The following is a 24,450-nucleotide window of genomic DNA, read 5'->3' on the forward strand; positions in this document are numbered from 1 at the left end:
GGCCTCCTCCTACTCGATTCATATTCGGTTTGATTGTGTAAAAGCGACCATATAATTCGTGCGTTCTTCGCGGCCAGTGCCACTATTGCTCGGTTCATTCCTCTTCGTTCTAGAACGCCGCGACACCACTGACTTAACTTATCTTGCTTGTCGCCAAGGTTGGCAATCACGGTCCTTGCGCCATGAACTAATAGTGTTCGTAAGTATTTATCACCGTGTTTGGTTATCCGACCTAAGCGAGGTTTTCCTCCTGTGGAATATTGCTTTGGTACGAGTCCTAGCCAAGCAGAGAAATCACGGCTTTTATCAAATTGAGAACCATTGCCTATCGAAGCAAGTATCGCAGTAGCGGTTTGCGGCCCAATACCTCGAACTTTCATCACTCGTTGAACATTAGCGCTGACCTTAGCAAAAGAGTCGAAGACTTGTTCAGTATCGGCGATACGTTGATTCAACTCTCCAAGGTGGTGATAAGCATCGGCAATCCCCGTTCTTGCGAGATGTGGCAGTTTATTTTCTGCATCTTCAAGCATTAAGGGAACGTGTTTCATCAATGAAGAGCGACCAACGGGAATGATCAACCCGAACTCAGAAAGTAGGGCGCGCATGCGATTCATAAGCGCGGTGCGTTCACGAACCCAATGCTCTCTCATTCTATGTACCGATAGGATGGCTTGTTGCTCGGGGGATTTTACGGGTACAAAGCGAGTTGATGGACGCTGAACAGCTTCGCAGATAGCTACTGCATCATTAAGGTCGTTCTTTCCCTTAGTTCGATAAGGAATTACGTATTTAACAGCCATAATACGGGCTTCGTGATCGAGTGTATTGAGTGTTCTTGCTCAATAATGTGCACCACCACACGCTTCAACGCCTATACGCATGAGTGGCATATTTGCTATTGTAGTCAGTAGTTTAGAGCGGGTTACTGACTTATGAAGTATGACCTTACCATTTTGGTCTACGGCATGAAGACTAAAGTGGTTTTTAGCTAGGTCGATACCGCAGAAATAAGAATAATCAGACATGGTGCCTCCGATGCATTTAAGTACCACATAAGTGTGGCAGATCCTCGGTAGGGGGAATCCATGTCATTCGTTAGTTTTAAAGTGAGTATATAGAGGTAACTATGACCAATCAAAATGAAGATAAAACACTAAAAGAAGCTGTTCAGTCTGTAGGTGATATTAAAGTTTCTAGTGTTAAAAAGTCCGTTCGAGTGTTTGCTTCTTTTCTTTGGAAGCTAAGCGTATTTGCGTTTATCGGTTTTTGTATAATTGCGGGATTTGAGTTAGTTACTCGCGATATGCTATTTGACTATGACGGTAAGCTAGATATTGAAAATGCACTGTTACTCTGCTCTCTAATCATTGGCCTCTTTATCGCCATATATGAGTTGAAATCTGGAAAAATTGGGCCTTGGCTACAAAAAATTATAACCAACTGAATTTTACTTTATTCACGATCAAATAAAACTAACAAGGCGTTTAAACGGAACAAAAAACAGTGGGTTACGTTTCGCTTCGCTACACATTATAACCCACCATTTTAGTCCGCTTAATGCGGCGTTGATACCGCAATCAATCATCTAACCTTTTCATAGCTTTACGGTAAACATCGCTACGTTCGCGTTTTCCGTTTTCCGACTGCTAAGACGGTTACAATGATGACATCGTCTTCAACTTTGTAGACGAGACGGTAGCCCGATTGGCGCAGCTTAATCTTGTACATGTTGTCAGCTCCAGAGAGTTTTGAAGCCGGAACATGCGGGTTATCTAAACGCTCGATTAGCTTTTTCTTAAATTGTTGTTGAAGCGTTGAGCCAAGCTTTTTCCACTCTTTGAGTGCACTCTTTTTAAAGTCGAGTTTACAGGTCATCAATATTTACCGAAATACTCTCTTCAGATTCACGCTCTTTCGCAATAGTTAGTAGTTCAAGATCTTCGAGTCTGTCCATCATCATTTCGTACGCTTCGGCTGGTACGCAATAAAATGCTGGCTCATTTCGGTTCAGTACAGCAACAGGTTCACCGTAAGCACTAGTTGCAACTTTCATAGGGTTAGCTTTCAACTCAGTAATGCTTGCAGCAACATCGGCTAAAATTCTAGTGGTCATTTAATAGGTCTCTTAAGTGGTCTTTGTTTTGGTCATTTTAGCCTCAACCAAGAGGTATAACAAGTTGCTTAAGAATAATTCGCAACGCGTGGCATTTTTACTATGCGTTGGTTTATGTGTTTAAGGTATTATACGGAGGCTAAGGTATTGGTTTGCTCACACCTTAGCAAGGCGTAAAGTGTCGATATCTTGGGATAATAGTTCTAGATATCTAATTCAAAATAGCTGCGTAAACCTTAATTTAGAGGCTCTTGAACCATGGTATTACTTATAGTTTGGTTGGCTATTTGGGTTTCTTCAGCCAAACCACTTGCTTCTGTCGCCCGACGAACATACCGCATTAGAGTACAAAGTAGTTCGAATGGTTGGAAAAGTATTTTGTTTTCTATATTGGCTCACCTTACCTTTGTTCAACTATTTAGCTTTCCTGTAGATAGTTGGTTTTACTGGGTACTTCCAGTACTAAATGTTTTGTTTGTTATGCACATGCTCTTGCTCTTGGATTTGGTTCTAGATCGTTATAGTGTGGTTGATACTTCACGTTTTACCCATCGTTCAATTGCACCTTTTTTGGTGTCATGTAGTGCATTTATTGCAATGCTTTTCTACTCAGCTTATCTCAATGATGCAATACTGAGGGGAGTATGTATTGCTGCTCTCTCAATAGGTTTGACAGGGTTTCTAGTAACTTATAGAGATGTAAAATAGGGTCATACAGCTAACAGAGTATCTTAGGTTGATAAGAACCAAGCAAACCACAAAGGGCGCCAATAACGGCGCCCTTTGTGTTAGTTGGAAACGCTATAAGTGTCGTAGTCGCGAAGTAAGAAGATTGCGATACAGGCTGCGAGCATTGGCCAAGAGGCGAAGAACAGTAGGTTGTTGAACGGGTCCATGTATTTTCCAAAAGAGGAAAAGGTTGAGCCTGCATGAAGGACTAAAATGGCTCCGTAGGTGTACTTTTTCCACATGCCTACAACGAATGCGCCTAAAAATCCGAGCTGCGCGACACCCAGAGCCATCATCGCATTGTTCGAGATGTCGATGCCGTAAAAGCCAGACAGTACTTTTGTCGCGTGCTCAGGGACAAGGATCTTATCCAAGCCCCAGAATAAGAAGACGATAAAAATGCCGATTCTCAGCAGTAGTAGGCTAGTCGCCAGTTTGGTTTGAAGTGTCTTTTCCATGATATCCCTTGTGATGCATTCAATGATGCGATGATTTAAATGTTCATCAAAGGAGACCCATAGCCTTCGCGTTTTCTTTCGCAGTTTTTTAGTGCCTTATGTAACAAGGAATGTCTGGTTGGTTTGTTCCTCAACGTTATCGGACTCAAAATGCTGCTGCCTGAGTAAGCTGACAGTCAGGTTTATCGGCATCGGCTTATAAAAATAGAAGCCTTGGATATAGTCGACACCGAGCTTAGATAAGATTTTCACTTGGGATTCATACTCGACACCTTCGACGATGACTTGCATGCCTAAGGAGCGTGATAGTTGAAGCATGGACTCTAGCAAAGGGAGACCAAAGCTGGATTCGTCGGATATGTTTTTCACGAACACGCGATCAATCTTGAGAATGCTGAACGGGAACTGTCTTACGAAATCTAACCCTGCGTAGCCTGTACCAAAATCATCAATCGCAACTCTTACGCCCATGTTCGATAGTTTGGTTAGGTTGTCTCTAATTTTGACCATGTCGGCATCAGAACATTCACCATCTTCGGTTACTTCAAAAACTACCTGTTTGAGAATCTCAGGGTGTCTTTTAAAGATGCTGATCACCTTGTTAGAGAAGTTACTGTTGGACACAACGTTGCGGCTGATGTTGACGCTGATGTACTTCGAGTCGAACACGTCTTGATTGCTTTTCAACGTCATTAATACTTTGCGTAGCACGAAGTAGGTGAGCTCCTCAATCAAGCCTAAGCTTTCAGCAAGCGGAATGAAAATAGCCGGGGAGACGTTACCTTCAATAGGGTCGTTCCATCGTAATAGTGACTCACAACCGACAATCTCGTTAGTGTTTTGGTTAACGATAGGCTGCATGTGAACATGAAGGTGCTGGTTTTTTAGCGCACTTGAAAGCGAATATCAAGGTATCGAGTTTCAGTTTTTCACGAATGTAATTTGTTGTCTCGACCCCGTTCATTTCTGGCATATGATTGTCCATCAAGATAAGGTCATATTGAGTGGTTTTGAGGCGTTCAATCGCCAATTTCCCGTTCTCCGCATGCTCAACATGATGGCCGAGTTTTTCACAGAAGCCTTGTGCAACAATGGCATTAATACGGTTATCTTCCACCAACAGGATGCTTAACGAGTCAAAGCTGAGAGTTTCTGAATCGACTGTATGGGTCGCGATGTCTTTCGCTTTGCTTTCTTGCCATGTGATAGCCAGAGAGACTTGGAATTTTGTGCCAAGCCCAACAGCACTGGTTAATGTGATTTCTCCATTCATGAGGTTGACTAGGTTCTTGACGATTGCGAGGCCAAGCCCTGTTCCGCCAAACTTCCTTGTTGTGGAAGTGTCTGCTTGTTCGAACGAATTGAATACCTGTTCGTGCTTATCTTTCGGGATACCAACTCCGGTGTCTGTCACGGTCAGAATCAGTTGATTGTTGGGGCGATTGAGGTCAGCTTGAATGGACACATGACCCTCTTTGGTGAATTTGGTCGCATTGCCGCCCAAGTTGAACATGATTTGACGTAGCCTTGCACAGTCTCCGACGAGTTGGATGTTTTTCGGTATGTTATTTTCGATCAACAGGCGAATGCCTTTTTCATCGGCTAAGGGTTTTAGAGCGCTGCATACAGGCTGCATGACTTGAACAAAATTAAAGGGTGCCACATCTAGCTCAAGCTTGTTTTCTTCGACTTTTGAGAAGTCGAGAACGTCGTTGAGTATTGTCATCAAGTGGTGACCAGAATCGAGAATGATGTTGATGTTCTCTTTTGTTTCGGGTTCTTGGGTCTGGCTTGCAATGATTTGAGATATTCCAAGAACGCCGTTCATTGGCGTTCTGATCTCGTGGCTCATGGTAGACAGAAAATCGCCCTTAGCTTTTACTGCGGCTTCAGCTTTGGTTCGTTCGGCGATTAGCTCCCGAGTTTTCGCTCTCATTTCACTGTCATTACTGATCAAATTGTCTGTCATTTTTTGAAAGCTTTGTTTGAGATGAGCGATTTCGTCTTGGGTGTTTATATTCGAACTCAATTCCAGAGTTGCAGCACCTTGATCCAAATGGCCAGCGGCAACTTGGTTAGTGGCCTCAAGTAGGGTGTGTAATCTTCGATTAATACGCTTTGACGCCCACGCAGCAACAAGGAGTGATATGAACACGGAAAACAGTGTTCCGAGGATTAATATGTAGCTGGTTTGATTGGCTGAGTTCTCCGATTTTTCGACCCTGGTAATAATAAGTTGTTGTTCAATTTCAATGAATTGAGCAATCTCTTGGCGAATCTCATCAATCAATTTTTTTCCGGTTTGCTGCTGAGTGAGGTCGATGACACTTTGTATTTCAGCTTCGCCTTTATTGACAAGGCTGCGTTTATGGATCTCTTTCTCTCCAGACTGTTTCAGCCATGTTTTATGAATATCATCGATTCTATATAGGCGTTCTACTTGAGGTGGGTTATCACTCACTTGATTCGCAAGGGTTTGGAGTTTTTGAGGCCATACATCAAGAGCTAAATGGTAGGGTTCTAAAAAAACAGGATCACCCGTGATCAAGTAACCACGTTCAGCCGTTTCTATGTCGACTGTTAAGCTGAGAAGTTTTGAGCCCGAGCGATGGCTTTATGTGTGTGTACAACCCAATTATTGTCTTTTACAACCGTTCGGGTGTTTTCATGGACAGAAAAAGCCACGATAAGCATCAAAGCGATAGGAATCAAAAAGCTGACTAATAGCTTTTTCTGTAGGGATATATTGTCAAACCAACCCGCGATCATAAAACAGCGCTCTCCATGTCGTTGTTATTCACTGTTAGTGTAGATGATAATCAGTCGTTAAGTGCGCAAATAGTTGCTGAGTGCGTAAATACATATTTTAGCGTGTAAGTTTCGTATATTAACGGCATTTTAGGGGCGATTAAGCGGCGTTATTATGTTTCAAAGACAAAAAAGCTAGCCCGAATAAGCTAGCTTTCAACTGTATCATGGGCGGGTTGAGCCCTAAATCGCTTTTACGCTGCTTCGCTCTACAAGAGTCGGTTCTAGTTCAACGACTTGCGGGTAGGCGTCTGGCGTTTGTAGTCGGCTTAACAGGGTATCGACCGCCGCTTTACCTAAACGGTGCTTTGGCTGGTGGATTGTGGTTAAAGCGGGTGTCATGTACTTAGATAAGTGGATGTCATCGTAGCCAATGATAGACAGGTCATTTGGAATCAATGTGCCATCTTGAGCTGCCGCATGAATCACACCCATCGCCATCATGTCGTTACTAACGAACAAGGCCGAAGGCATTTGACCACGAGCTTTCAATGTTTGGTAAGAATCAAAGCCACCATCGCATTCGAAGTTTGATTCAACAATCCACTTAGGGTTGATCTCTAAATTCGCTTCTTCCATTGCTTGTTTATAGCCTTGATAACGAGAAGAAGCTTGGTTGCGATGCAGTGGGCCAGTAATACAGCCAATATCCGAGTGACCATTATCGATCAGGTGTTTGGTTGCCATGTAGCCACCTTGATGCGAATTGTCTTGGATCTTATCACTTGCGAACAGCATTGGGCCCCAGTCCATGACTACAACAGGCAGTTCTGGGTAGCGCTCGAATACATCGATATGTTGACCTTCAAGCGTTGAACACATCAGCATCAAGCCATCGACACGCTTTTGTAGCAAGGTATCGATAGAGGATTTCATGCGTTCGCTATCGCCTTCTGTATTACACAAGATAAGGTTGTAGCCTTTCTCATAACAACGACGTTCAACACCCTTCACTACTTCACCAAAGAATGGGTTGGTAGAGGTGGTCACTAGCATTCCCAAGGTTTTGGTTTGCTTCATTTTCAAGCTGCGAGCCAATGCAGAAGGCGCATAGTTGAGTTCTTTAGCCGCACTGTTAACACGCTCAGCAATCTCTTCACTGACAAAGCGTGATTTGTTGATCACGTGGCTCACGGTAGAAGTCGAAACCTTTGCGAGCCGTGCGATGTCTTTCATTGTTGCCATAAAAAATCCTTGTGGGAATAACCTTCCACGTTGGGCGATATTCTGCCTGAAAACAGGGGCTTATTCTTGTTATTTGTTGTTACCGAATTTGAAGGCTAACATCCGTTAACCACGGTTTAGCTCAGAAGTTAGGCCTTCAAATAGGTATCAAACTAAGCAGACAGTTGCTCTGCCAAAAACGCATCGGTTTCAGCACGGCTTGGAATCGACGTTTGAGCACCAAAGCGTGTCACAGAGATAGCAGCTGCAGCATGAGCAAATTTAATCGCACGCTCAAGTGGCATATCTTCAAGCAAGCCTGTCACCAACGCGCCGTTAAAGGTGTCACCTGCGGCAGTTGTATCTGTTGCTTCAACACGGAAACCTGCGATTAATTCACCTTCGCTGGCTTCATTGCCTTGACCGCGATGACTCACCCACACGCCTTTCGCGCCTAGCGTGATCATTACCGTTTCTATGCCTTTAGCATGCAGAGCCAACGCAGCCTGATGAGCAGACGCGTTGTCCGTCACGGTAATGCCTGTCAGCACTTCTGCTTCAGTTTCGTTCGGTGTAATCACGTCAACACAAGCAAGCAGTGAATCCGATAATGGACGAGCAGGAGCCGGGTTTAGAATGACTTGCGTGCCACTCTCTTTTGCTACTTTCGCAGCGTATTCAATGCCTTCAATTGGCGTTTCAAGCTGAGTCAGCAAGTATTTAGCGCCGCGAATCTTCTCTAGATGTGGTTCGATTTGGTCGCAAGTCAGCTTGTCATTAGCTTCTGCAGAAAGACAGATGCTGTTTTCACCCGTTGCGGATACTTGGATCATCGCGATGCCAGTTGGCGTGTTGTCTGCCACGATAACACCGTCGATGTTGATGCCGTCTTTAGCGAAGTCTTGACGAATGTTGATGCCGAATGGGTCGTCACCGACACAGGCGATGAAACCGATATCTGCGTTTAATCGCGCAGCAGCGACTGCTTGGTTTGCGCCTTTACCGCCAGGGATGACCTGATAGTTACCGCCAATCAAGGTTTCACCCGGACGAGGGAACGAAGGAACTTGCAGTACGTGGTCAGCGTTAACGCTACCTAAAACAATCAGTTGAGTCATGATACGAGCCTTATGATATATCGTATTTGAAAATGCATGGGTCTTTCTCATGGTGTTAAGTGCGCTCTCTTTTGTGAGCGGAATGAGAAACAGCGATGCACTGTCGGGGTTTGCTTTTGTTTGAGTCAGCGAGCCAATCAAAGCAGGGAGATAGGGAACTCCCTGCTTTATATCGCGTTACCTAGTAACGATTACTTAGCGATGATTTTTAGAGGTACTGGTACGTACTCGTCTACTGTTTCGCCTTTCAGTACTTTGTCTGCCATTTCGATACCTAGAGAACCGATTAGGTCAGGTTGTTGTGCAACTGTAGCGCCTAGTAGGCCGCGGTTAACAGCAGCGATGCCGTCGTCTGTGCCATCAAAGCCAACGATCATCACTTCTTTACCTGACGCTTGAACTGCGCGAAGTGCACCTAGTGCCATTTCATCGTTTTGAGCAAATACTGCTTGTACATCTGGGTTAGCAGCAAGCAAGTTTTCCATTACGTTCAGACCTTTAGTACGGTCGAAATCAGCAGGTTGGCTTGCAAGAAGCTCAAGGTCGCTGCCGTTTACTGCATTCATGAAGCCTTCACCACGTTCACGAGCTGCAGAAGTACCAGCAATACCTTCAAGTTGGATTACTTTCGCTTTTTCGCCCACTTTTTCCATGATGAAGTGACCTGCCATTTCACCACCGATTACGTTATCAGAAGCGATGTGGCTTACTACGTCACCACGGCTTGCACCACGGTCTAGTGTTAGTACTGGGATGTTTGAACGGTTAGCCATGCGAATTGCGTTAGACACGGCGTCTGAATCTGTTGGGTTGATCAGGATTGCCTTAACACCACGAATGGTTAGATCTTCAATGTTCGACAGCTCTTTGCTTGGGTCGTTTTGAGAATCCAGAACGATAAGCTTGTAGCCTAGCTCTTCAGCTTTCGCTTCTGCGCCATCTTTCATGGTTACAAAGAATGGGTTGTTCAATGTAGACAGAACGATTGCCATTGTATCTTGCGCCTGTGCAGACACAGATACTGTTGTAGAAAGAAGAGCAGCAGAAATAAGAGTCGCTAATTTTTTCATGGTGTAAGTCCTTTGTGTAGGGGGAGCTAAGAGGTGAGTCCTAGCTCGTTGTTACATTATTTATAGATTCTAATATTTTAAGGTAAAACAGGGTGTTACTTGTATTAACCTAGAGTGTGAATAGGTTTTATTTGTTTTTGTTGTCGACCAATACTGCCAGAAGAATAACCACTGCTTTTGCAATCATCTGGTAGTAAGAAGATACGTCTAGTAGGTTTAGGGCGTTGTTTAGGAAGCCGATAATCAGAGCACCAATCAATGTGCCCATGATACGGCCACGACCGCCAGCTAAGCTTGTCCCGCCAAGAACTACGGCTGCGATAGCGTCTAGCTCATAACCCATACCTGCGGTTGGTTGAGCAGATGACAAACGCGATGCCACGATGATGCCTGCCACTGCAGCTAGCAGACCACAGATTGCGTAAACACCGATTTTTACTTTGTCTACGTCGATGCCTGATAGGCGAGTTGCTGATTCGTTGCCACCCAGTGCGTAAACGTAGCGACCAAAGCGTGTGTGGTTAAGTAGGTACCATACTGCTGCGAATACCACGACCATGATCCATACTGGAACCGGTACACCCATTGCGTAGCCAGTACCGAACCAAGCGAATGCGTCTGCTGTGTCTGTGAAGCCTGTTGAAATAGGACGACCATCTGTGTAAACCATGGTTACGCCGCGAAGTAGTGTCATGGTGACAAGCGTTGCGATGAAGGCTTGAACCTTACCCTTAGCGATAATCACACCACTAATCGCACCTAATGCTGCACCTGCTACAAGAGCGGTTGGTACTGCGATCATCACAGGGATTTCCATGCCAATCATGCTGGCTGCGAACGCACCACAAAGCGCCAGTACAGAACCAACACTCAAGTCGATACCCGCGGTTAAGATAACCAGCGTCATACCTACAGCGATAATTGCGTTAACCGAGGTTTGGCGCAGAATGTTTAGGATGTTGTCGACAGTAAAGAAGTTCGGGTTTAAGAAAGAAACGACAACAATCAGGAAGAGCAAAGCAATCAATGACTTTTGATCAATCAGCCACTCTTTGCTGATTAACGGTTTTTTCTTTGGAGCTTCAGTTGTTTTGCTCATGGTTTTAGTACTCATGCTGCGTCCTCGTTGATCTTTTTACCGACCGCACACGCCAGTAATAATTCTTGGTTTGCTTCTTTAGCATCAAATTCACCGCTTACACGGCCTTCATGCATCACCATGATGCGGTCACTCATTCCTAACACTTCTGGCATTTCAGATGAGACTAAAATGATGCTCATGCCGTCGGCTTTAAATTTATTAATGAGTTGGTAAATCTCTTTCTTAGCACCGACATCGACACCGCGCGTTGGCTCGTCGAGAATCAGTACTTTTGGTTTGGTCATCAAGCCCTTAGCGATAGCCACTTTCTGTTGGTTACCACCAGAAAGGTTGCCAATAATCTGTTCGCGCGTCGGGGTTTTGATGTTGAATAGCTTGATGAAGTCATCTACTGCAATCACTTCGTCTTTATGTTGGATTTGACCGCTCTTTGTTAGTAGGTCAAGTGAACATAACGACATGTTTTCTTTAACAGAAAGCCCTAGAACTAAGCCATCGCCTTTACGGTCTTCAGAAATGTAAGCAATGCCATTGGCCAAGCCGTCTTTCGGGCTTACAGGGTTGATGGTTTTATTTTCTAGGTTGATGACGCCGCGTTCACTTGGAAGGGCACCGTAAATCACTTTCATCAGTTCAGTTCGGCCAGCACCCATTAGGCCAGATACACCCAGGATTTCACCGCGTTTTAGCGTAAAGCTCACATCGTGAACACCAGAACCCGTCAGGCCAATCACTTCAAGACAAGTTTCACCATGGCTCTGGCCGATACGTGGATATTGTTCGTCTAACTTACGACCAACCATCATTTCGATTAGGCCATCTTCGTCGGTGTCTTTTACTTCACACTGACCAATGAACTTACCGTCACGCAGCACTGTGATGTCATCACAAATCTCGAAGATCTCTTTCAAACGGTGAGAGATGTAAACAATGCCACAGCCTTCATCGCGCAATTCGTTAATCACCTTAAACAGAGATTCAGTTTCGGTATCGGTTAGCGCATCGGTTGGTTCATCCATGATGATGACTTTAGATTCAAACGATAGGGCTTTCGCAATCTCTACCATTTGCTGCTCACCAAGGCTCAACTGACCTAGAGGCGTTTTCGAGCTGTGTTTCACGTTAAGGCGTTTAAGTAGCTTGTCTGCTTCTTGGTACATCTCGTTCCACAAGATACGACCCATGGTGCCCGTGATTTCACGACCTAAGAAGATGTTCTCGGCGATGGTCAATTCAGGGATTAGATTCAGCTCTTGGTGAATGATGCTAATGCCTGCTTGTTGAGAATCACGTGGCCCTTTAAATGCAGCAGGTTTTCCTTGGTAGGCAATAGTGCCGCCGTCCAAGTGGTAGATGCCTGTCAGCACTTTCATGAGCGTTGATTTACCTGCACCGTTTTCACCCATTAACGCCATTACGCGTCCTGGATAAACGTTGAGGCTTGCCTTATCCAGTGCTTTCACACCAGGGAAGGCTTTCTCAATTGAGCTAAGTTCTAAAATGGCTTGAGTCATGTCGGTTCCTTTACTCGGGGCCAGTTGTATTTGATTATTCTGTCTATGTATTGTTTTTGGTTCAGTGATGACACTGAGCTGTCGTTGCGTTTTGCTTGAGCTAAAAGGTTACGCCAGCTTGGAAAATAACATTTGCGTATGGTGTGCATTCACCGGTGCGAATCACTGCACGGCTTTCATGCGTTCGCTGTTTGAATTCTTCATGAGTGATGTAAGTAATAGAAAGCGATTTGCCACAACGTGCTTCTTCTGTCTTGATTAAATCAATCAGCGCTGCGTGGTGCTCTGGGCTTACTTTCGCAAACTCTTCTGCAATCACAACGCCTTCGATTTGAGATTCATCCAGCATGGTTTTTACCGTTTGCTGAAAGCTTGGGACACCGTGAGTCAAAGCAAGATCAATACGAGTTACGTGGTCTGGAATCGGCAGGCCCGCGTCACAAATCGTGATTTCATCTGTGTGGCCAAGAGTCGCCACTAGGTAAGAGAGTTCAGAGTTTATTAAAGTACTTTTTTTCATATCACGACCTATCGAAAAATAACGCTTGATGGGTTGAGAACAACTCAAGAAAAGCCATCGAAACGTTTCGATAGTGATAATAGTGTCTGATTTATCATTTGCACGTTTGATTGTTTTAGAGTGTGATAATGATCATCGAAACGTTTCGATGGGGCGTTTTTTGGTGATCTTAGTCACCGCCATTGATTGCATAAATCCTTTTACGTGGGTTCAATCGATAGCGCATATCCGAACTTACTAATGGTAATGATCTGGACGTTGGATGCTCTTAATCGCGCGAACACATTGCGTAGGTTATAGACTACGTTTGCAAGAACATGTGGTGACGAGAGTTGTCCGTCCCAACACACATCAACAATATGCTCTCTTGAAATCGGTCTTCCCACATTTTCCAATAACAAGCAGAGCACTGCTAATAGGCGAGGGCGCAAAGTGATTTTGTTTCCTTGCTGGTTGGTAATCGTTCGAGCGTCGATATCAATGATTAAGCCGTTGAAGTCTATTGTGTGGTTCATCGTGTTTTCTGTTCGTCTTATTCTAAATTGTGGAGATTGAGCAAATTGGCCTGCTGTTGGAGCGGGTAATTATTTAAGTGTACTAATGGTCGAAGTGGGCGGGTTAACTGACACGATCAGTGAGCCTATTACTTTTAAAGCCGAAGACAATACTTACCGATTAATTGCTGGTTACAAATTTAACCGCATTGTTTCGGTTGAAGCTCAATACACAGATTTTGGTGATATCGCCCTGAAAACGAAATCTGGTAATAAGGTTTTCACTTGGACACCTCAAATCTTTTCGGTAACGGCGAACCTCGGTTACACGTTTGATAATGGCATTCGTCCATTTGGCACTATCGGTCTGTCGACTATTGATCTAGACATGAAGCTTGCTGATGGCTCTCGCCCTTCAGGAGATGGTTTTGATGATTCGGGAGATGGCATCCGTATGGGTGTTGGTGTTGGATATACGCCACCTACAATGTCTTCGTTGAGCTTTCGCTTAGCGTACGAAGCCGATGCTTTTGATATCGAAGATTACGAAAACGGACACAAGACAGAAGATACTGTTGTTCTGGATTCTTTCTACTTAGGCGCAATGTACACATTCTAAGTTTCATACTTTGCTAAACGGTAAATCGGTTTCTAAATGGGGCGTCGGTTAGCTCAACCCGTTTAGCTAAAGTGGAAGGCCGCAGTTTTTGACTGCGGCTTTTTTATGTTTAACTCTAGGCTTCACGAATATGAGCGGTGACAGACACGATGGCATGGTCGGTACTGAATTGGTCGTGTTCAAAACTAGGATTAATCAGGTGATGGTCTAACACTGTGTAGCTAGAGATCTCCATTAAGCTAGACGAGTTCTGACAATCGAACTCGTTCGACATCAAAATGTAGTCCAGTACAGATCCTGAAGCGCCGTAGTAATGGGTTGGTTTACGCTGTTCAAGCAAGTCTTCTTCATGTAGCTGATGGTAAAGATCCCAGCTGTCTTTCAAGCGAAAGTGGGACAGCCAATGCTTGCTGTTTTCGTCTCGGTTGATTGAGTAACTTAATAGCCCTTTAAACTCATCATTAAACAGAGGCTTATTAAAGTCACCCATTAACACAACAGGCTGGTCGGTCTGGTAGCGTTGATGGGTGATGTATTGATGCAACATCTGAGCTTCTAGACCGCGTTGGACACTCGATAGCCAAGAACCAAGCTGTTCTTGGTGGAAGCGGGTGAGCGTGTCACTTTGTGGTTTTTCACCTTGCTGAGTGTTGTCCGCATCGACAGATTCTGCTTTTGGCTCTGTCGGACGTTGTGATTTGAAGTGCACCACATAACAGTCGGTTGAACCTAAATGGGGTAACGTAATCGTCGCGTGAACAGGCGTTCTGTTGAATGAGAATTTGTCGTCAAGGTTGAATGCTTTCAGTAACTTCGAATCTGGCGTAACAGGCTGCACGTTTTCAATCGGGTAACGGGAAGCGATCCCAACGACTGGTGAGGTGTATAGGTAATCATCTTCAACGTTGGCGCTATCGACCACTGCAAAGTATGGATAACCTAGCTCGTTCATCAATAGCTCTAAAGATTGCGGGCTAAATATCTCTTGGAAGCCAATCACATCGCAATCTAATGAGCGAATCGCTTCAGCCATCCAATGTTGCTTCTTCTGCCATTCTTCGAAGCTGTAGATGTTCTCAAAATCATAATAAGCATTCGGTGGCTCGAGATAGTTCAGAAGGTTGAACGTTGCGAATGTTATTTGGTTTGGTTTGTTCAAAGTGTCATTCCATTTAGACCTAGGCTGCAAGGATACTCCAGTAAAAGTATAGTTTGTTGATTATTTAGAGCCTAAATTTCACTTTAGAAGCCAACCAAAGGAATCTTAGCCGTTGAGGCTTGTGTCATTCAGGCTAAGCAATCAAAGCTCACTGCATCCAATAACTTCGAGCGGTGACGAGTAATTTGTAAATAAACCGTCAGAGATAGAGTGCTGATGGTTTTATTAGTTATTACATGATGTTAGATTTGAACCTATACTTGATTTAACGGCATGCATTCAAAGCCGATAAATCAACTTGAATATAGAATTCATGACATTTGAAGGGAGAGTCAAATGGGAACAGTTTTTCGACGCAAAGCCTCGCAACGCACTCAGTTTTTCAGGTTTAATTTGAAGTCATGTGCAATCATGTTGCCGCTTATTGCTTTACAACCCTCCGTTACTTATGCTTCTGAAACCCAATCAACTCCTGCTGTCACCGTTATTGAAACCACACAACTGGTTGGTTTTGGTGAAGCAAAATATCCAGCCGATTTCACTCACTTCGATTACGTTAATCCTGATGCGCCAAAGCAGGGCAAAGTGACCTATGGCAGCATAGGTACGTACGATAGCTTTAATCGATTCGGTTCCCGCGGCGTTGCTGCAAGTTATACCGGAGAGATTTACGATACCTTGATGTTTTCTCCGAGTGACGAGATTGATGCGTACTATCCATTGATCGCTTCAAAGGTTCGCTACTCCAGTGATTTCACTTGGATGGAAATCGACATCAACCCAAATGCTAAATTCCAAGATGGCGAGCCTATCACTGCGCATGATGTTGCCTTTACTTTTGACAAGTTCTCAACCGAGGGCGTGCCTCAGTATCGTGTGTATTACAAAGATATTAAGTCAGTAAAAGCGGTCTCTGATTTGGTTGTTCGTATTGAAATGAACATTCCAAACCGCGAAAAACTGTTCAGCTTTGCGCAAAGCACTCGTGTATTACCGAAACATTTCTGGAAAGACAGAAAGCTGTCTGAACCTCTAAGCGAGCCACCAGTCGGTAGTGGTCCTTATAAGATCATCAGTTATAAATCAGGCCAAAGTGTTACCTATGGTCTAGATGAAAACTACTGGGCAGCTGACCTACCGGTTAACGTTGGTCGTAATAACTTCAAGCAAGTGCAATACGATTACTACCGTGACGACACGGTAATGTTGGAAGCCTTTAAAGCTGGGGAGTTCGATCTTCGAACCGAGAACTCGGCTAAGTTCTGGGCCAACTCTTATACGGGCGCGAACTTCGATAAAGGCTACATCATTAAAGAAGAGATTAACCACGAGAAGCCTGAAACGACTCAAGGTTTCGTCTTTAATATCCAATCTCCTGTGTTCTCTGATCCTAAAGTGCGTGAAGCGTTAACCTACGCGATGGACTTTGAGTGGATGAACAAGAACATGTTCTATGGTCAGTACAAGCGTACTCGTAGCTACTTCCAAAATACCGACTACGAAGCGAAAGGCTTACCAAGCGAAGCTGAAGTCGAGTTGTTGTCTCAATACAAAGATCAGATTCCACCGCGAGTTTTCACCGAAGAATTCCAACCACCCGTCACCGATGGTAGCGGTCGTATTCGTAGCCAAATGCGTACCGCTTTCAAATTGTTGAAAGAAGCGGGTTGGGTGCTGAAAGACAAAGTCATGACCAACGAAAAGACTGGCAAGCCGATGTCATTTGAGTTGTTGATTTACAGCCCGACCACGGAACGTATCGCAACGCCGGTTCAAAAGAACCTTAAGCGCATGGGTATTGAGATGAAGATCCGTACCATCGATACCACTCAATACATCAAGCGCTTGCGTGATCGTGATTTCGACATGGTTTCGTCGTCATTTTCCGCAAACCCTTATCCTAGCCCGAACTTAATGATCGTTTGGAACTCTAACTACATTGATTCTACTTACAATACTGCAGGTGTTATCGATCCAGTGGTTGACGCGTTAACAGAAGAAATTGCGCGTAACCAACAGCACCCTGAAAAGCTTCTTACACTAGGTCGTTCACTAGACCGAGTATTGCAGTGGAATTTCTACAACATCCCGCAATGGCACGTTGGCGAGTATCGCGTAGCAATGTGGGACAAGTTTGAGCGTCCAGATGTATTGCCTAAATACGATTTAGGTATCGATACATGGTGGATTTCAGAAGAGAAGGCGGCTTTGCTTCCTGAAAAACGTCGCTAGGAGTTAGTTAGCATGGCCGCGTATATATTTCGGCGTTTACTGTTGGTGATCCCCACGCTGTGGGCGATCATCACCATCAACTTTTTTATTATTCAGATCGCGCCAGGTGGTCCGGTAGAGCAAGCCGTGGCTCAGTTAGAAGGGCACAACTCCGGTATCATGGAGCGCTTTTCTGGTGGTGGACAAGAAGTTGATTTAAGCGAAAGTGACCAAGCGTCTGCCAGTGGTTATAAAGGCTCTCGAGGGCTTGATCCGGAAGTGGTTGAAGAGATCAAAAAGCAGTTTGGTTTTGATAAGCCGATTCACGTTCGCTACTTTGATATGTTGAAAAACTACGCGACCTTTAACTTTGGTGAAAGCCTGTTTAAGGGCGGAAACGTGATTGATTTGATCATTGAGCGTTTACCTGTCTCCATTTCCTTAGGGTTGTGGAGTACGTTAATCATCTATGTGATTTCGATACCCTTAGGCATCATGAAGGCGATACATCACGGCTCGCGCTTTGATATTTGGTCGAGTGCGGTGGTGATTGTTGGTTATGCGGTGCCGGGATTCTTGTTTGCGATTATTCTGATTATCTTATTCGCGAGTGGTAACTACTTCAGTTGGTTCCCATTGCGCGGGTTAGTCTCGAGTAACTTCGACCAGCTTAACTGGTATCAGCAAATTGGCGACTACTTCTGGCACTTAGCGTTGCCTATTTTCGCCATGGTCATCGGCGGCTTCGCCACGCTCAGCATGCTGACCAAAAACTCCTTCCTTGATGAAATCAATAAGCAATATGTGGTGACCGCGAGAGCGAAAGGTTTGGACGAGAGCAGCATTCTCTACAAGCACGTTTTCCGTAACGCGATGTTGATCATTATTGCCGGTTTCCCAAGCGCATTTATTAGTATTTTCTTCACGGGTTCTATGTTGATTGAAGTGATGTTTTCACTCGAAGGCATTGGTCTACTTGGCTTTGAGTCTACCATTCAGCGAGATTACCCCGTGGTATTTAGCTCTCTGTATATTATGACCTTACTTGGCTTGGTGCTGAGCATTATCTCCGACCTGACGTATACCTGGGTTGATCCTCGAATTGATTTTGAAGCGCGTTAATGGCGAATGAATAACAAGGTATTGATAATAAATGTTTAACAACCCTTTAGCTGAAGCTCGTTGGTTACGTTTTAAAGCAAACAAGCGTGGTTTTATCTCCCTTTGGATATTTACCATATTGTTTGGATTGAGCTTGTTCGCTGAGATCATTGCCAACGATAAACCATTATTGGTTTCGTATGATAATCAGTGGTTTGTGCCCGTCATCAATGAATACGCCGAGACGGAATTTGGTGGTGAGTTTGAAACCGAAGCCGACTACAAAGACCCGTATGTTATCGAACTCATTGAAGACAGTGGTTATATCGTGTGGCCAATCATTCCCTTTAGCTACGACACGATAAATTTCGATATTTCAGGCGCTGTGCCTTCGGAACCTGATTCAGTCAACTGGTTAGGAACCGATGATAAAGGGCGAGATGTATTAGCTCGCATCATTTATGGGTTCCGTATCTCTGTTTTGTTTGGCTTTATTCTGACGATTGTGTCGAGCGTGATAGGTGTGGTTGTCGGTGCAACACAAGGGTACTACGGTGGCTGGGTTGATCTATTCGGGCAGCGCTTCATTGAGGTGTGGTCTGGTATGCCGACCTTATTCTTGTTGATCATTCTGTCGAGTTTTATAGAGCCGAACTTCTGGTGGCTGCTTGGAATTATGGTGCTATTCAGTTGGATGAGTTTGGTTGGGATTGTTCGAGCTGAATTCTTACGCTGTAGAAACTTTGATTACGTACGAGCCGCGCAAGCCATGGGTGTTGATGATAAACGTATTATGCTTCGTCACATGTTGCCCAATGCGATGGTTGCTTCGTTAACCATGATGCCATTCATTCTCTCTGGATCGGTGACCACGTTAACTTCGTTAGATTTCTTGGGCTTTGGTCTTCCTGCGGGTTCGCCTTCATTAGGTGAGCTATTGGCGCAAGGTAAAGCTAACTTGCAAGCGCCTTGGCTTGGCATTTCAGCTTTCGTCGTGCTTTCACTGATGTTGACGTTACTTGTCTTCGTTGGTGAAGCAGTACGTGATGCCTTCGACCCACATCAACAGAAGTAAGGATAGGTTATGACTTCAAATACAGTTCCTGCTTCTCCAGTTTTGACGATAGACAAACTGTCTGTCGGTTTCGGACGGAAAAACTCGATAGAACAAGTGACGCAAGATGTCTCTTTAGAAATATACAAAGGTGAGACATTAGCGTTGGTGGGCGAGAGTGGTTCCGGTAAATCGGTTACGGCTAACTCTATTTTAAAGCTGCTACCTAAAGGCTCGTCACACTACTTAAACGGTAAGATTAACTTCTCTGGCACCGATATTCTGAGTTGTTCAGAAAGGCAACTGCGGGGGATTCGTGGTGGTCGCATCGGCATGATCTTCCAAGAACCCATGGTTTCGCTTAATCCGCTTCATCGAGTCGGTAAACAATTGGTTGAAACCTTAGCCATTCACCGAGGTATGCGAACCAATAAAGCGCAAGCCTTGGCGGTAGAGTGGCTTTCCAAGGTGGGTATTCGTTACCCAGAGCAAAAGATTTCGGCGTATCCGCACGAGTTGTCTGGTGGTGAACGCCAGCGTGTGATGATTGCGATGGCTCTAATTAATGAACCCGAGCTGCTTATTGCTGATGAGCCGACAACCGCATTGGATGTATCGGTACAAGCGCAGATACTCGACCTTCTAAAAGACCTACAGCAAGAGCTTGGTATGGCGATGCTCTTTATCACCCATGACTTGAGTATCGTTCGTAAGATTGCAGACAGAGTAGCGGTAATGAAAGATGGTCGTTTAGTTGAAAGTAACGATTGCCAAACATTGTTCAACGCACCAACTCACCCTTACACTCAAAAACTTATTAACTCTGATCCTAAAGGCTTACCTGTTCCTGTATCACCAGATAGCAAGCCTCTACTCAATGTTGACCAACTTCGTGTTTGGTTCCCGATCACGGGCGGCTTGTTCAAGCGTACGATTTCACACGTCAAAGCCGTTACCGATATGGAGTTTACCTTGAAAAAGGGGCACTCAATCGGTCTAGTAGGTGAGAGTGGTTCTGGTAAATCGACAACTGGCATGGCGATACTGAAGCTGGTGGATAGCGAAGGGTCGATTACCTACGCGAATGAACAAATTCAAGGTTTAAATCGACAACAAATGTTGCCGTTTCGAAGCCGTATGCAAGTTGTATTTCAAGATCCGTTTTCTGCGTTGAACCCAAGAATGTCAGTCGCTCAGGTGATTGGTGAGGGCTTGTTAGTGCATCAACAATTGGATGAGCATGAACTCGACCAACGCATCTGTGAAGTAATGAAAGAGGTCGACCTCGATCCTGAGACTCGCCATCGTTATCCGAACGAGTTTTCTGGCGGTCAAAGGCAACGTATTGCGATTGCACGTGCTCTGATCCTTAAGCCAGAGTTTATCTTACTCGATGAGCCGACCTCTTCATTAGACAGAACCGTTCAAGCTCAAGTACTGGATCTATTGAAATCACTTCAAGAAAAATACGACCTGACGTACCTGTTCATTAGCCATGATTTGAATGTCGTGAAATCCCTCTGTCATTACACCATCGTGATGAAAGCGGGTGAGGTGATAGAGAAGGGCGACACTGAGACTTTGTTTGGTAATCCTCAGCATGAATATACTAAGCAGTTGGTGAATCTCTCGAACGTTGGTGGTGCTCTATAGCGTAGGTATTAGCACTAAAGCAAATGATGCCCTGATCAATTCAACATGGTCATTTAGTTGTTTTAAGATTACACTGCGCCCAATATTCCAGAAGTACATATTTAGGTAGAGGTCACCATGGACCAAGAACATTACGAAGACGCTGATTACGAAGGCCAAGAGCTGGGCGAAGAAGGCGAAGAGATTGAAATTGAAGCCATTGGTATTGATGTTTCATCACAGCCAATCGAACTCTACAAGGTGTTTAAAATTGCTAACCTAGTGAGTGGTGGCGGTGAAGCTAAACACATCATCTCTGAAGGCTACGTAGCGGTAAATGGTGAGCTAGAAACGCGTAAGCGTCGCAAAATGTACGATGGTGACTTCTTCGAGTTCAACCAAGAGTACTATGTAGTGGTGTGTGATCAGCCAGTACAAGAAGAATCAGACAAGCCGAAAAAGAAAGAAGCGCCTAAAAAAGATAACAAGGCGAAGAAAGGTCAGTCTAAAAAGGATTCTAAGAAGAAAGAGTCTAAGAAAAGCAAAGCTGAAATGCTAAGCGCAAAGGCTGAACCAAAGAAAGAGAAAAAAGAGAAGAAACCGAAAAAGAAAGCGGATACGCCTAAGCCAACACGTGACGATAAAAGCGGCCGTAATTCGATTGAATTCTTCTAACATTATTCTTTTAAGACGTTAATCAACGTTAGAACTCGGTTTGCGTTAAGCAGATATCAAAAGGCTCACTATTTAGTGAGCCTTTCTGCATTTAGAATCAACAAAAATCTAAGCTCTATTCTCAGTGACGTGTGCGAGAAGACGTTAATTCTGATGCACGAAGCTGAGCAACGGCTTTCGCTAGTTCTAGCTGAGCTTGTGCAAAGTTAATGTCTATGTTGCCCTTGTTGATGTTCTCTAGAGCGGCATATTTCGCTTCTTCTGCGCGAGCGCGGTCAATGTCTTTACCATGCAAGGCCGTGTCGGCTAATAACGTAACCACATCCGGCTGAACTTCCAGCATCCCACCAGAGACATACAGCACTTGGCCTTCTGATTTAGGGTCTGTAACAAACACGGTTACGCCCGGTTTGATCTTACTGAGAAGCGGGGAGTGACCGGGGCGGATCCCCAGTTCACCGTCAGCGCCAGAAACGGCTAGGGCATACGCTGGACCTGAAAACAGCGTACCTTCCGCACTTACAATATTAAGTTGAAATGTATTATCTGTAATTCCGATAGCCATGGTGCACCTGCCTCTTAGAGTGATTTTGCTTTGTTAAGCACTTCGTCGATAGAGCCACAGTACAAGAACGCTTGCTCTGGGATATCGTCATATTCACCGCTCAATAGACCTTTAAAGCCTCTTAGTGTTTCGCTTAGCGGTACAAAGACACCTTTCTGACCGGTAAACACTTCGGCTACGTGGTAAGGCTGCGTTAAGAAACGTTCAATCTTACGAGCGCGAGATACGGTCTGTTTGTCTTCAGTAGACAGCTCATCCATACCAAGAATCGCGATGATGTCTTTTAGCTCTTTGTAGCGTTGCAGCGTTGTTTGTACTTTTTGTGCAATGTCGTAGTGCTCTTGGCCTACGATCAGCGGATCTAACTGACGTGACGTTGAATCTAACGGGTCAATCGCAGGGTATAGACCCAGTGCCGCGATGTTACGAGACAGTACAACGGTCGCATCTAAGTGAGCAAAGGTTGTTGCTGGCGATGGGTCAGTCAAGTCATCCGCAGGTACGTATACTGCTTGGATAGAGGTGATAGAGCCTTGTTTTGTTGACGTGATACGCTCTTGAAGTACGCCCATCTCTTCAGCCAGTGTTGGTTGGTAACCTACTGCTGAAGGCATACGACCTAGCAGAGCTGATACTTCTGTTCCCGCAAGCGTGTAACGGTAAATGTTATCAATGAACAACAGTACGTCACGACCTTCATCACGGAAGCGCTCAGCCATAGTTAGGCCTGTAAGTGCTACACGTAGACGGTTTCCCGGTGGCTCGTTCATTTGACCGTAAACCATGGCTACTTTGTCTAGTACACCTGCTTCTTTCATCTCGTAGTAGAAGTCGTTACCTTCACGAGTACGCTCACCTACACCGGTAAACACAGAAAGACCTGAGTGGGCTTTGGCGATGTTGTTGATAAGCTCCATCATGTTGACGGTTTTACCTACACCAGCACCACCGAACAGACCAATTTTACCACCCTTAGCGAATGGACAGATAAGGTCGATAACCTTAACGCCTGTTTCTAGAAGCTCAGTGCTGTTTGCTTGTTCTTCATAAGAAGGGGCTTCACGGTGAATCTCGTAGTTTTCTTTCTGACCGATTTCACCACACTCATCGATAGGTTGACCAAGCACGTTCATGATACGGCCTAGCGTTTCTTCGCCGACAGGAACCGTGATTGGAGAGCCTGTGTTTTCAACCGTTAGGCCACGACGTAAGCCATCTGACGTACCCATTGCAATACAACGAACGATATTGCTACCCAGTTGTTGTTGTACTTCCAATACTAACGAGCTTGCTTCGTCGCTAGTCACTTTCAATGCATCATAAACGCGTGGGCTGTTGCCGCCGCTGAACTCGACGTCAACCACCGCGCCGATTACTTTAACTATTTTTCCAACACTCATTCTTAAATCCTCAAATTCTGTTCTTGACCCAGTCTTTTCTAGCCCTAGACAGCTTGGGCACCTGAGACTATTTCACTCAGCTCTTGGGTAATGGCAGCCTGACGCGCCTTGTTGTAGACCAACTGCAAGTCATCAATGAGTTGGCCTGCGTTATCAGTCGCCGCTTTCATAGCGACCATTCGGGCTGCTTGCTCACAGGCAATGCTCTCAACAATGCCTTGATACACTTGCGATTCGATGTATCGATGTAACAGTTCTGAGAGTATGTCTTTGGGTGCTTGCTCATAGATGTAGTCCCAACGACGCGCTTTTTTAGGCTCACCACCTTCCTCAGAATCCGAAGGGTGGGGGAGCAACTGCAAGGTCGTTGGCGCTTGAACCATGGTGTTGACGAACTGGTTGTAAACGAGATACAAGCTATCGATTTTACCTTCGTCGTAATGCCCGAGCATCGCATTCACCGTACCTAAGATGTCTTCTAACTTAGGTGTATCGCCAAGACCTGACGTTTGTGCAATAACGTTGCCGCCGCGTTGGAAGAACGAGATAGCCTTAGATCCCACTAAGGTTGTTTCTACCTCGACTCCCTTGGTGCGCCATTGCTCCATTTCTTCTAACACTTTCTTGAACAAGTTTGAGTTCAAGCCACCACACAAGCCGCGATCGGACGAGATAATGATGTAAGCGACACGCTTAGGTTCACGCTGTTGCAGGTAAGGGTGCTGGTACTCCAGGGAACCCGATGCAACATGAGAGATAACTTTTCGCATGTTCTCGGCGTAGGGGCGAGTTAGCGTCATGTTGTCTTGAACCTTGCGCATCTTACTTGCTGCAACCATTTCCATTGCGCTAGTGATTTTCTGAGTGTTACTAACACTGGCTATCTTGGTGCGAATTTCTTTAGTACTTGCCATAATCTGCTCCTATTTGTTTTGATTTCC

Annotated in this window: 20 protein-coding genes and 4 pseudogenes; 7 read left to right on the forward strand and 17 right to left on the reverse strand. The window is 44.9% G+C overall.

Annotated features, from left to right (window positions below):
- A pseudogene (locus tag AB4161_RS13110) lies at positions 1-1,028 on the reverse strand (IS110 family transposase); the annotation flags it as partial.
- Between the two features lie 101 nt (positions 1,029-1,129).
- Between AB4161_RS13110 and AB4161_RS13115 the strand changes: the two are divergent.
- Positions 1,130-1,447 (forward strand): hypothetical protein, encoded by a 318-nt coding sequence (locus tag AB4161_RS13115; protein WP_372083446.1) that lies wholly within the window; start codon positions 1,130-1,132, stop codon positions 1,445-1,447.
- A 133-nt stretch (positions 1,448-1,580) separates the two neighbouring features.
- On the opposite strand, the pseudogene AB4161_RS13120 reads toward AB4161_RS13115, so the two are convergent.
- The 12 genes and pseudogenes from AB4161_RS13120 to AB4161_RS13175 form a co-directional block, all read right to left on the reverse strand.
- Positions 1,581-1,878, reverse strand: a pseudogene (locus AB4161_RS13120) (type II toxin-antitoxin system RelE family toxin).
- Positions 1,868-2,116, reverse strand: a complete 249-nt coding sequence (locus tag AB4161_RS13125; RefSeq protein ID WP_004730320.1) for a type II toxin-antitoxin system Phd/YefM family antitoxin — start codon at positions 2,114-2,116, stop codon at positions 1,868-1,870. The pseudogene AB4161_RS13120 and the gene AB4161_RS13125 overlap by 11 nt, the downstream one beginning before the upstream one ends.
- A 788-nt stretch (positions 2,117-2,904) precedes the next feature.
- Positions 2,905-3,303, reverse strand: a complete 399-nt coding sequence (locus AB4161_RS13130; protein ID WP_017067715.1) for a hypothetical protein — start codon at positions 3,301-3,303, stop codon at positions 2,905-2,907.
- 96 nt (positions 3,304-3,399) lie between these two features.
- Positions 3,400-4,209: pseudogene (locus tag AB4161_RS13135) on the reverse strand (EAL domain-containing protein); the annotation flags it as partial.
- A pseudogene (locus AB4161_RS13140) lies at positions 4,199-6,072 on the reverse strand (CHASE3 domain-containing protein); the annotation flags it as partial. The pseudogenes AB4161_RS13140 and AB4161_RS13135, both read right to left, overlap by 11 nt.
- A gap of 222 nt (positions 6,073-6,294) precedes the next feature.
- On the reverse strand, positions 6,295-7,296 hold the full coding sequence (locus AB4161_RS13145) for a substrate-binding domain-containing protein (protein ID WP_136975001.1): 1,002 nt from the start codon (positions 7,294-7,296) through the stop codon (positions 6,295-6,297).
- A 152-nt stretch (positions 7,297-7,448) separates the two neighbouring features.
- Complete coding sequence (gene rbsK, locus AB4161_RS13150; RefSeq protein ID WP_017064747.1) at positions 7,449-8,393, reverse strand: ribokinase; 945 nt, start codon at positions 8,391-8,393, stop codon at positions 7,449-7,451.
- A gap of 191 nt (positions 8,394-8,584) precedes the next feature.
- Positions 8,585-9,463 (reverse strand): ribose ABC transporter substrate-binding protein RbsB, encoded by an 879-nt coding sequence (gene rbsB / locus AB4161_RS13155; protein WP_017060856.1) that lies wholly within the window; start codon positions 9,461-9,463, stop codon positions 8,585-8,587.
- A 127-nt stretch (positions 9,464-9,590) separates the two neighbouring features.
- On the reverse strand, positions 9,591-10,577 hold the full coding sequence (gene rbsC, locus AB4161_RS13160; protein WP_017060855.1) for a ribose ABC transporter permease: 987 nt from the start codon (positions 10,575-10,577) through the stop codon (positions 9,591-9,593).
- On the reverse strand, positions 10,574-12,079 hold the full coding sequence (gene rbsA, locus AB4161_RS13165) for a ribose ABC transporter ATP-binding protein RbsA (RefSeq protein WP_009844906.1): 1,506 nt from the start codon (positions 12,077-12,079) through the stop codon (positions 10,574-10,576). The genes rbsC and rbsA overlap by 4 nt, the downstream gene beginning before the upstream one ends.
- A 100-nt stretch (positions 12,080-12,179) precedes the next feature.
- Complete coding sequence (gene rbsD, locus AB4161_RS13170) at positions 12,180-12,599, reverse strand: D-ribose pyranase (RefSeq protein ID WP_017060853.1); 420 nt, start codon at positions 12,597-12,599, stop codon at positions 12,180-12,182.
- Between the two features lie 200 nt (positions 12,600-12,799).
- Positions 12,800-13,114, reverse strand: a complete 315-nt coding sequence (locus tag AB4161_RS13175) for a winged helix-turn-helix domain-containing protein (RefSeq protein ID WP_017060852.1) — start codon at positions 13,112-13,114, stop codon at positions 12,800-12,802.
- An 85-nt stretch (positions 13,115-13,199) separates the two neighbouring features.
- Here AB4161_RS13175 and AB4161_RS13180 point away from each other — a divergent pair, with 85 nt between their 5' ends.
- Positions 13,200-13,712 carry an outer membrane beta-barrel protein gene (locus AB4161_RS13180; RefSeq protein ID WP_240698121.1) on the forward strand — a complete coding sequence of 171 codons (513 nt, stop codon included), beginning with the start codon at positions 13,200-13,202 and terminating at the stop codon, positions 13,710-13,712.
- Positions 13,713-13,827: 115 nt separating this feature from the next.
- Here the strand turns inward: AB4161_RS13180 and AB4161_RS13185 are convergent, their stop codons facing one another.
- On the reverse strand, positions 13,828-14,871 hold the full coding sequence (locus AB4161_RS13185) for an endonuclease/exonuclease/phosphatase family protein (RefSeq protein WP_372083447.1): 1,044 nt from the start codon (positions 14,869-14,871) through the stop codon (positions 13,828-13,830).
- Positions 14,872-15,207: 336 nt separating this feature from the next.
- Between AB4161_RS13185 and AB4161_RS13190 the strand changes: the two genes are divergently transcribed.
- The 5 genes from AB4161_RS13190 to AB4161_RS13210 all read left to right on the forward strand — a co-directional run bounded on the left by AB4161_RS13190 (position 15,208) and on the right by AB4161_RS13210 (position 21,544).
- On the forward strand, positions 15,208-17,103 hold the full coding sequence (locus AB4161_RS13190; RefSeq protein ID WP_102332890.1) for an extracellular solute-binding protein: 1,896 nt from the start codon (positions 15,208-15,210) through the stop codon (positions 17,101-17,103).
- Between the two features lie 12 nt (positions 17,104-17,115).
- Positions 17,116-18,204 carry a microcin C ABC transporter permease YejB gene (locus tag AB4161_RS13195; RefSeq protein ID WP_004730359.1) on the forward strand — a complete coding sequence of 363 codons (1,089 nt, stop codon included), beginning with the start codon at positions 17,116-17,118 and terminating at the stop codon, positions 18,202-18,204.
- 31 nt (positions 18,205-18,235) lie between these two features.
- A complete protein-coding gene (locus tag AB4161_RS13200) occupies positions 18,236-19,258 on the forward strand; it encodes an ABC transporter permease (protein ID WP_048608646.1) in 1,023 nt (340 codons plus the stop codon).
- Positions 19,259-19,267: 9 nt separating this feature from the next.
- Positions 19,268-20,890, forward strand: a complete 1,623-nt coding sequence (gene yejF, locus AB4161_RS13205; RefSeq protein ID WP_372083448.1) for a microcin C ABC transporter ATP-binding protein YejF — start codon at positions 19,268-19,270, stop codon at positions 20,888-20,890.
- Between the two features lie 117 nt (positions 20,891-21,007).
- Positions 21,008-21,544 carry an RNA-binding S4 domain-containing protein gene (locus AB4161_RS13210; protein WP_102431246.1) on the forward strand — a complete coding sequence of 179 codons (537 nt, stop codon included), beginning with the start codon at positions 21,008-21,010 and terminating at the stop codon, positions 21,542-21,544.
- Positions 21,545-21,665: 121 nt separating this feature from the next.
- Here the strand turns inward: AB4161_RS13210 and AB4161_RS13215 are convergent, their stop codons facing one another.
- From AB4161_RS13215 to atpG, 3 genes are read right to left on the reverse strand one after another with little or no spacing between them, the layout of a single operon-like run.
- On the reverse strand, positions 21,666-22,109 hold the full coding sequence (locus tag AB4161_RS13215; protein ID WP_019820614.1) for a F0F1 ATP synthase subunit epsilon: 444 nt from the start codon (positions 22,107-22,109) through the stop codon (positions 21,666-21,668).
- Between the two features lie 14 nt (positions 22,110-22,123).
- A complete protein-coding gene (atpD, locus tag AB4161_RS13220; RefSeq protein ID WP_017060843.1) occupies positions 22,124-23,509 on the reverse strand; it encodes a F0F1 ATP synthase subunit beta in 1,386 nt (461 codons plus the stop codon).
- A 44-nt stretch (positions 23,510-23,553) separates the two neighbouring features.
- On the reverse strand, positions 23,554-24,423 hold the full coding sequence (gene atpG / locus AB4161_RS13225) for a F0F1 ATP synthase subunit gamma (RefSeq protein WP_017064727.1): 870 nt from the start codon (positions 24,421-24,423) through the stop codon (positions 23,554-23,556).
- Positions 24,424-24,450: the final 27 nt, after the last annotated feature.

The sequence above is a fragment of the Vibrio sp. 10N.286.51.E5 genome (assembly GCF_041469125.1).
In the GTDB taxonomy this organism is placed as follows: domain Bacteria; phylum Pseudomonadota; class Gammaproteobacteria; order Enterobacterales; family Vibrionaceae; genus Vibrio; species Vibrio crassostreae_C.

Coding starts and splice junctions, on each gene's coding strand:
- AB4161_RS13115 (WP_372083446.1), top strand. CDS start 1,130: ATGACCAATCAAAATGAAGATAAAACACTAAAAGAAGCTGTTCAGTCT.
- AB4161_RS13125 (WP_004730320.1), bottom strand. CDS start 2,116: ATGACCACTAGAATTTTAGCCGATGTTGCTGCAAGCATTACTGAGTTG.
- AB4161_RS13130 (WP_017067715.1), bottom strand. CDS start 3,303: ATGGAAAAGACACTTCAAACCAAACTGGCGACTAGCCTACTACTGCTG.
- AB4161_RS13145 (WP_136975001.1), bottom strand. CDS start 7,296: ATGGCAACAATGAAAGACATCGCACGGCTCGCAAAGGTTTCGACTTCT.
- rbsK (WP_017064747.1), bottom strand. CDS start 8,393: ATGACTCAACTGATTGTTTTAGGTAGCGTTAACGCTGACCACGTACTG.
- rbsB (WP_017060856.1), bottom strand. CDS start 9,463: ATGAAAAAATTAGCGACTCTTATTTCTGCTGCTCTTCTTTCTACAACA.
- rbsC (WP_017060855.1), bottom strand. CDS start 10,577: ATGAGTACTAAAACCATGAGCAAAACAACTGAAGCTCCAAAGAAAAAA.
- rbsA (WP_009844906.1), bottom strand. CDS start 12,079: ATGACTCAAGCCATTTTAGAACTTAGCTCAATTGAGAAAGCCTTCCCT.
- rbsD (WP_017060853.1), bottom strand. CDS start 12,599: ATGAAAAAAAGTACTTTAATAAACTCTGAACTCTCTTACCTAGTGGCG.
- AB4161_RS13175 (WP_017060852.1), bottom strand. CDS start 13,114: ATGAACCACACAATAGACTTCAACGGCTTAATCATTGATATCGACGCT.
- AB4161_RS13180 (WP_240698121.1), top strand. CDS start 13,200: ATGGTCGAAGTGGGCGGGTTAACTGACACGATCAGTGAGCCTATTACT.
- AB4161_RS13190 (WP_102332890.1), top strand. CDS start 15,208: ATGGGAACAGTTTTTCGACGCAAAGCCTCGCAACGCACTCAGTTTTTC.
- AB4161_RS13195 (WP_004730359.1), top strand. CDS start 17,116: ATGGCCGCGTATATATTTCGGCGTTTACTGTTGGTGATCCCCACGCTG.
- AB4161_RS13200 (WP_048608646.1), top strand. CDS start 18,236: ATGTTTAACAACCCTTTAGCTGAAGCTCGTTGGTTACGTTTTAAAGCA.
- yejF (WP_372083448.1), top strand. CDS start 19,268: ATGACTTCAAATACAGTTCCTGCTTCTCCAGTTTTGACGATAGACAAA.
- AB4161_RS13210 (WP_102431246.1), top strand. CDS start 21,008: ATGGACCAAGAACATTACGAAGACGCTGATTACGAAGGCCAAGAGCTG.
- AB4161_RS13215 (WP_019820614.1), bottom strand. CDS start 22,109: ATGGCTATCGGAATTACAGATAATACATTTCAACTTAATATTGTAAGT.
- atpD (WP_017060843.1), bottom strand. CDS start 23,509: ATGAGTGTTGGAAAAATAGTTAAAGTAATCGGCGCGGTGGTTGACGTC.
- atpG (WP_017064727.1), bottom strand. CDS start 24,423: ATGGCAAGTACTAAAGAAATTCGCACCAAGATAGCCAGTGTTAGTAAC.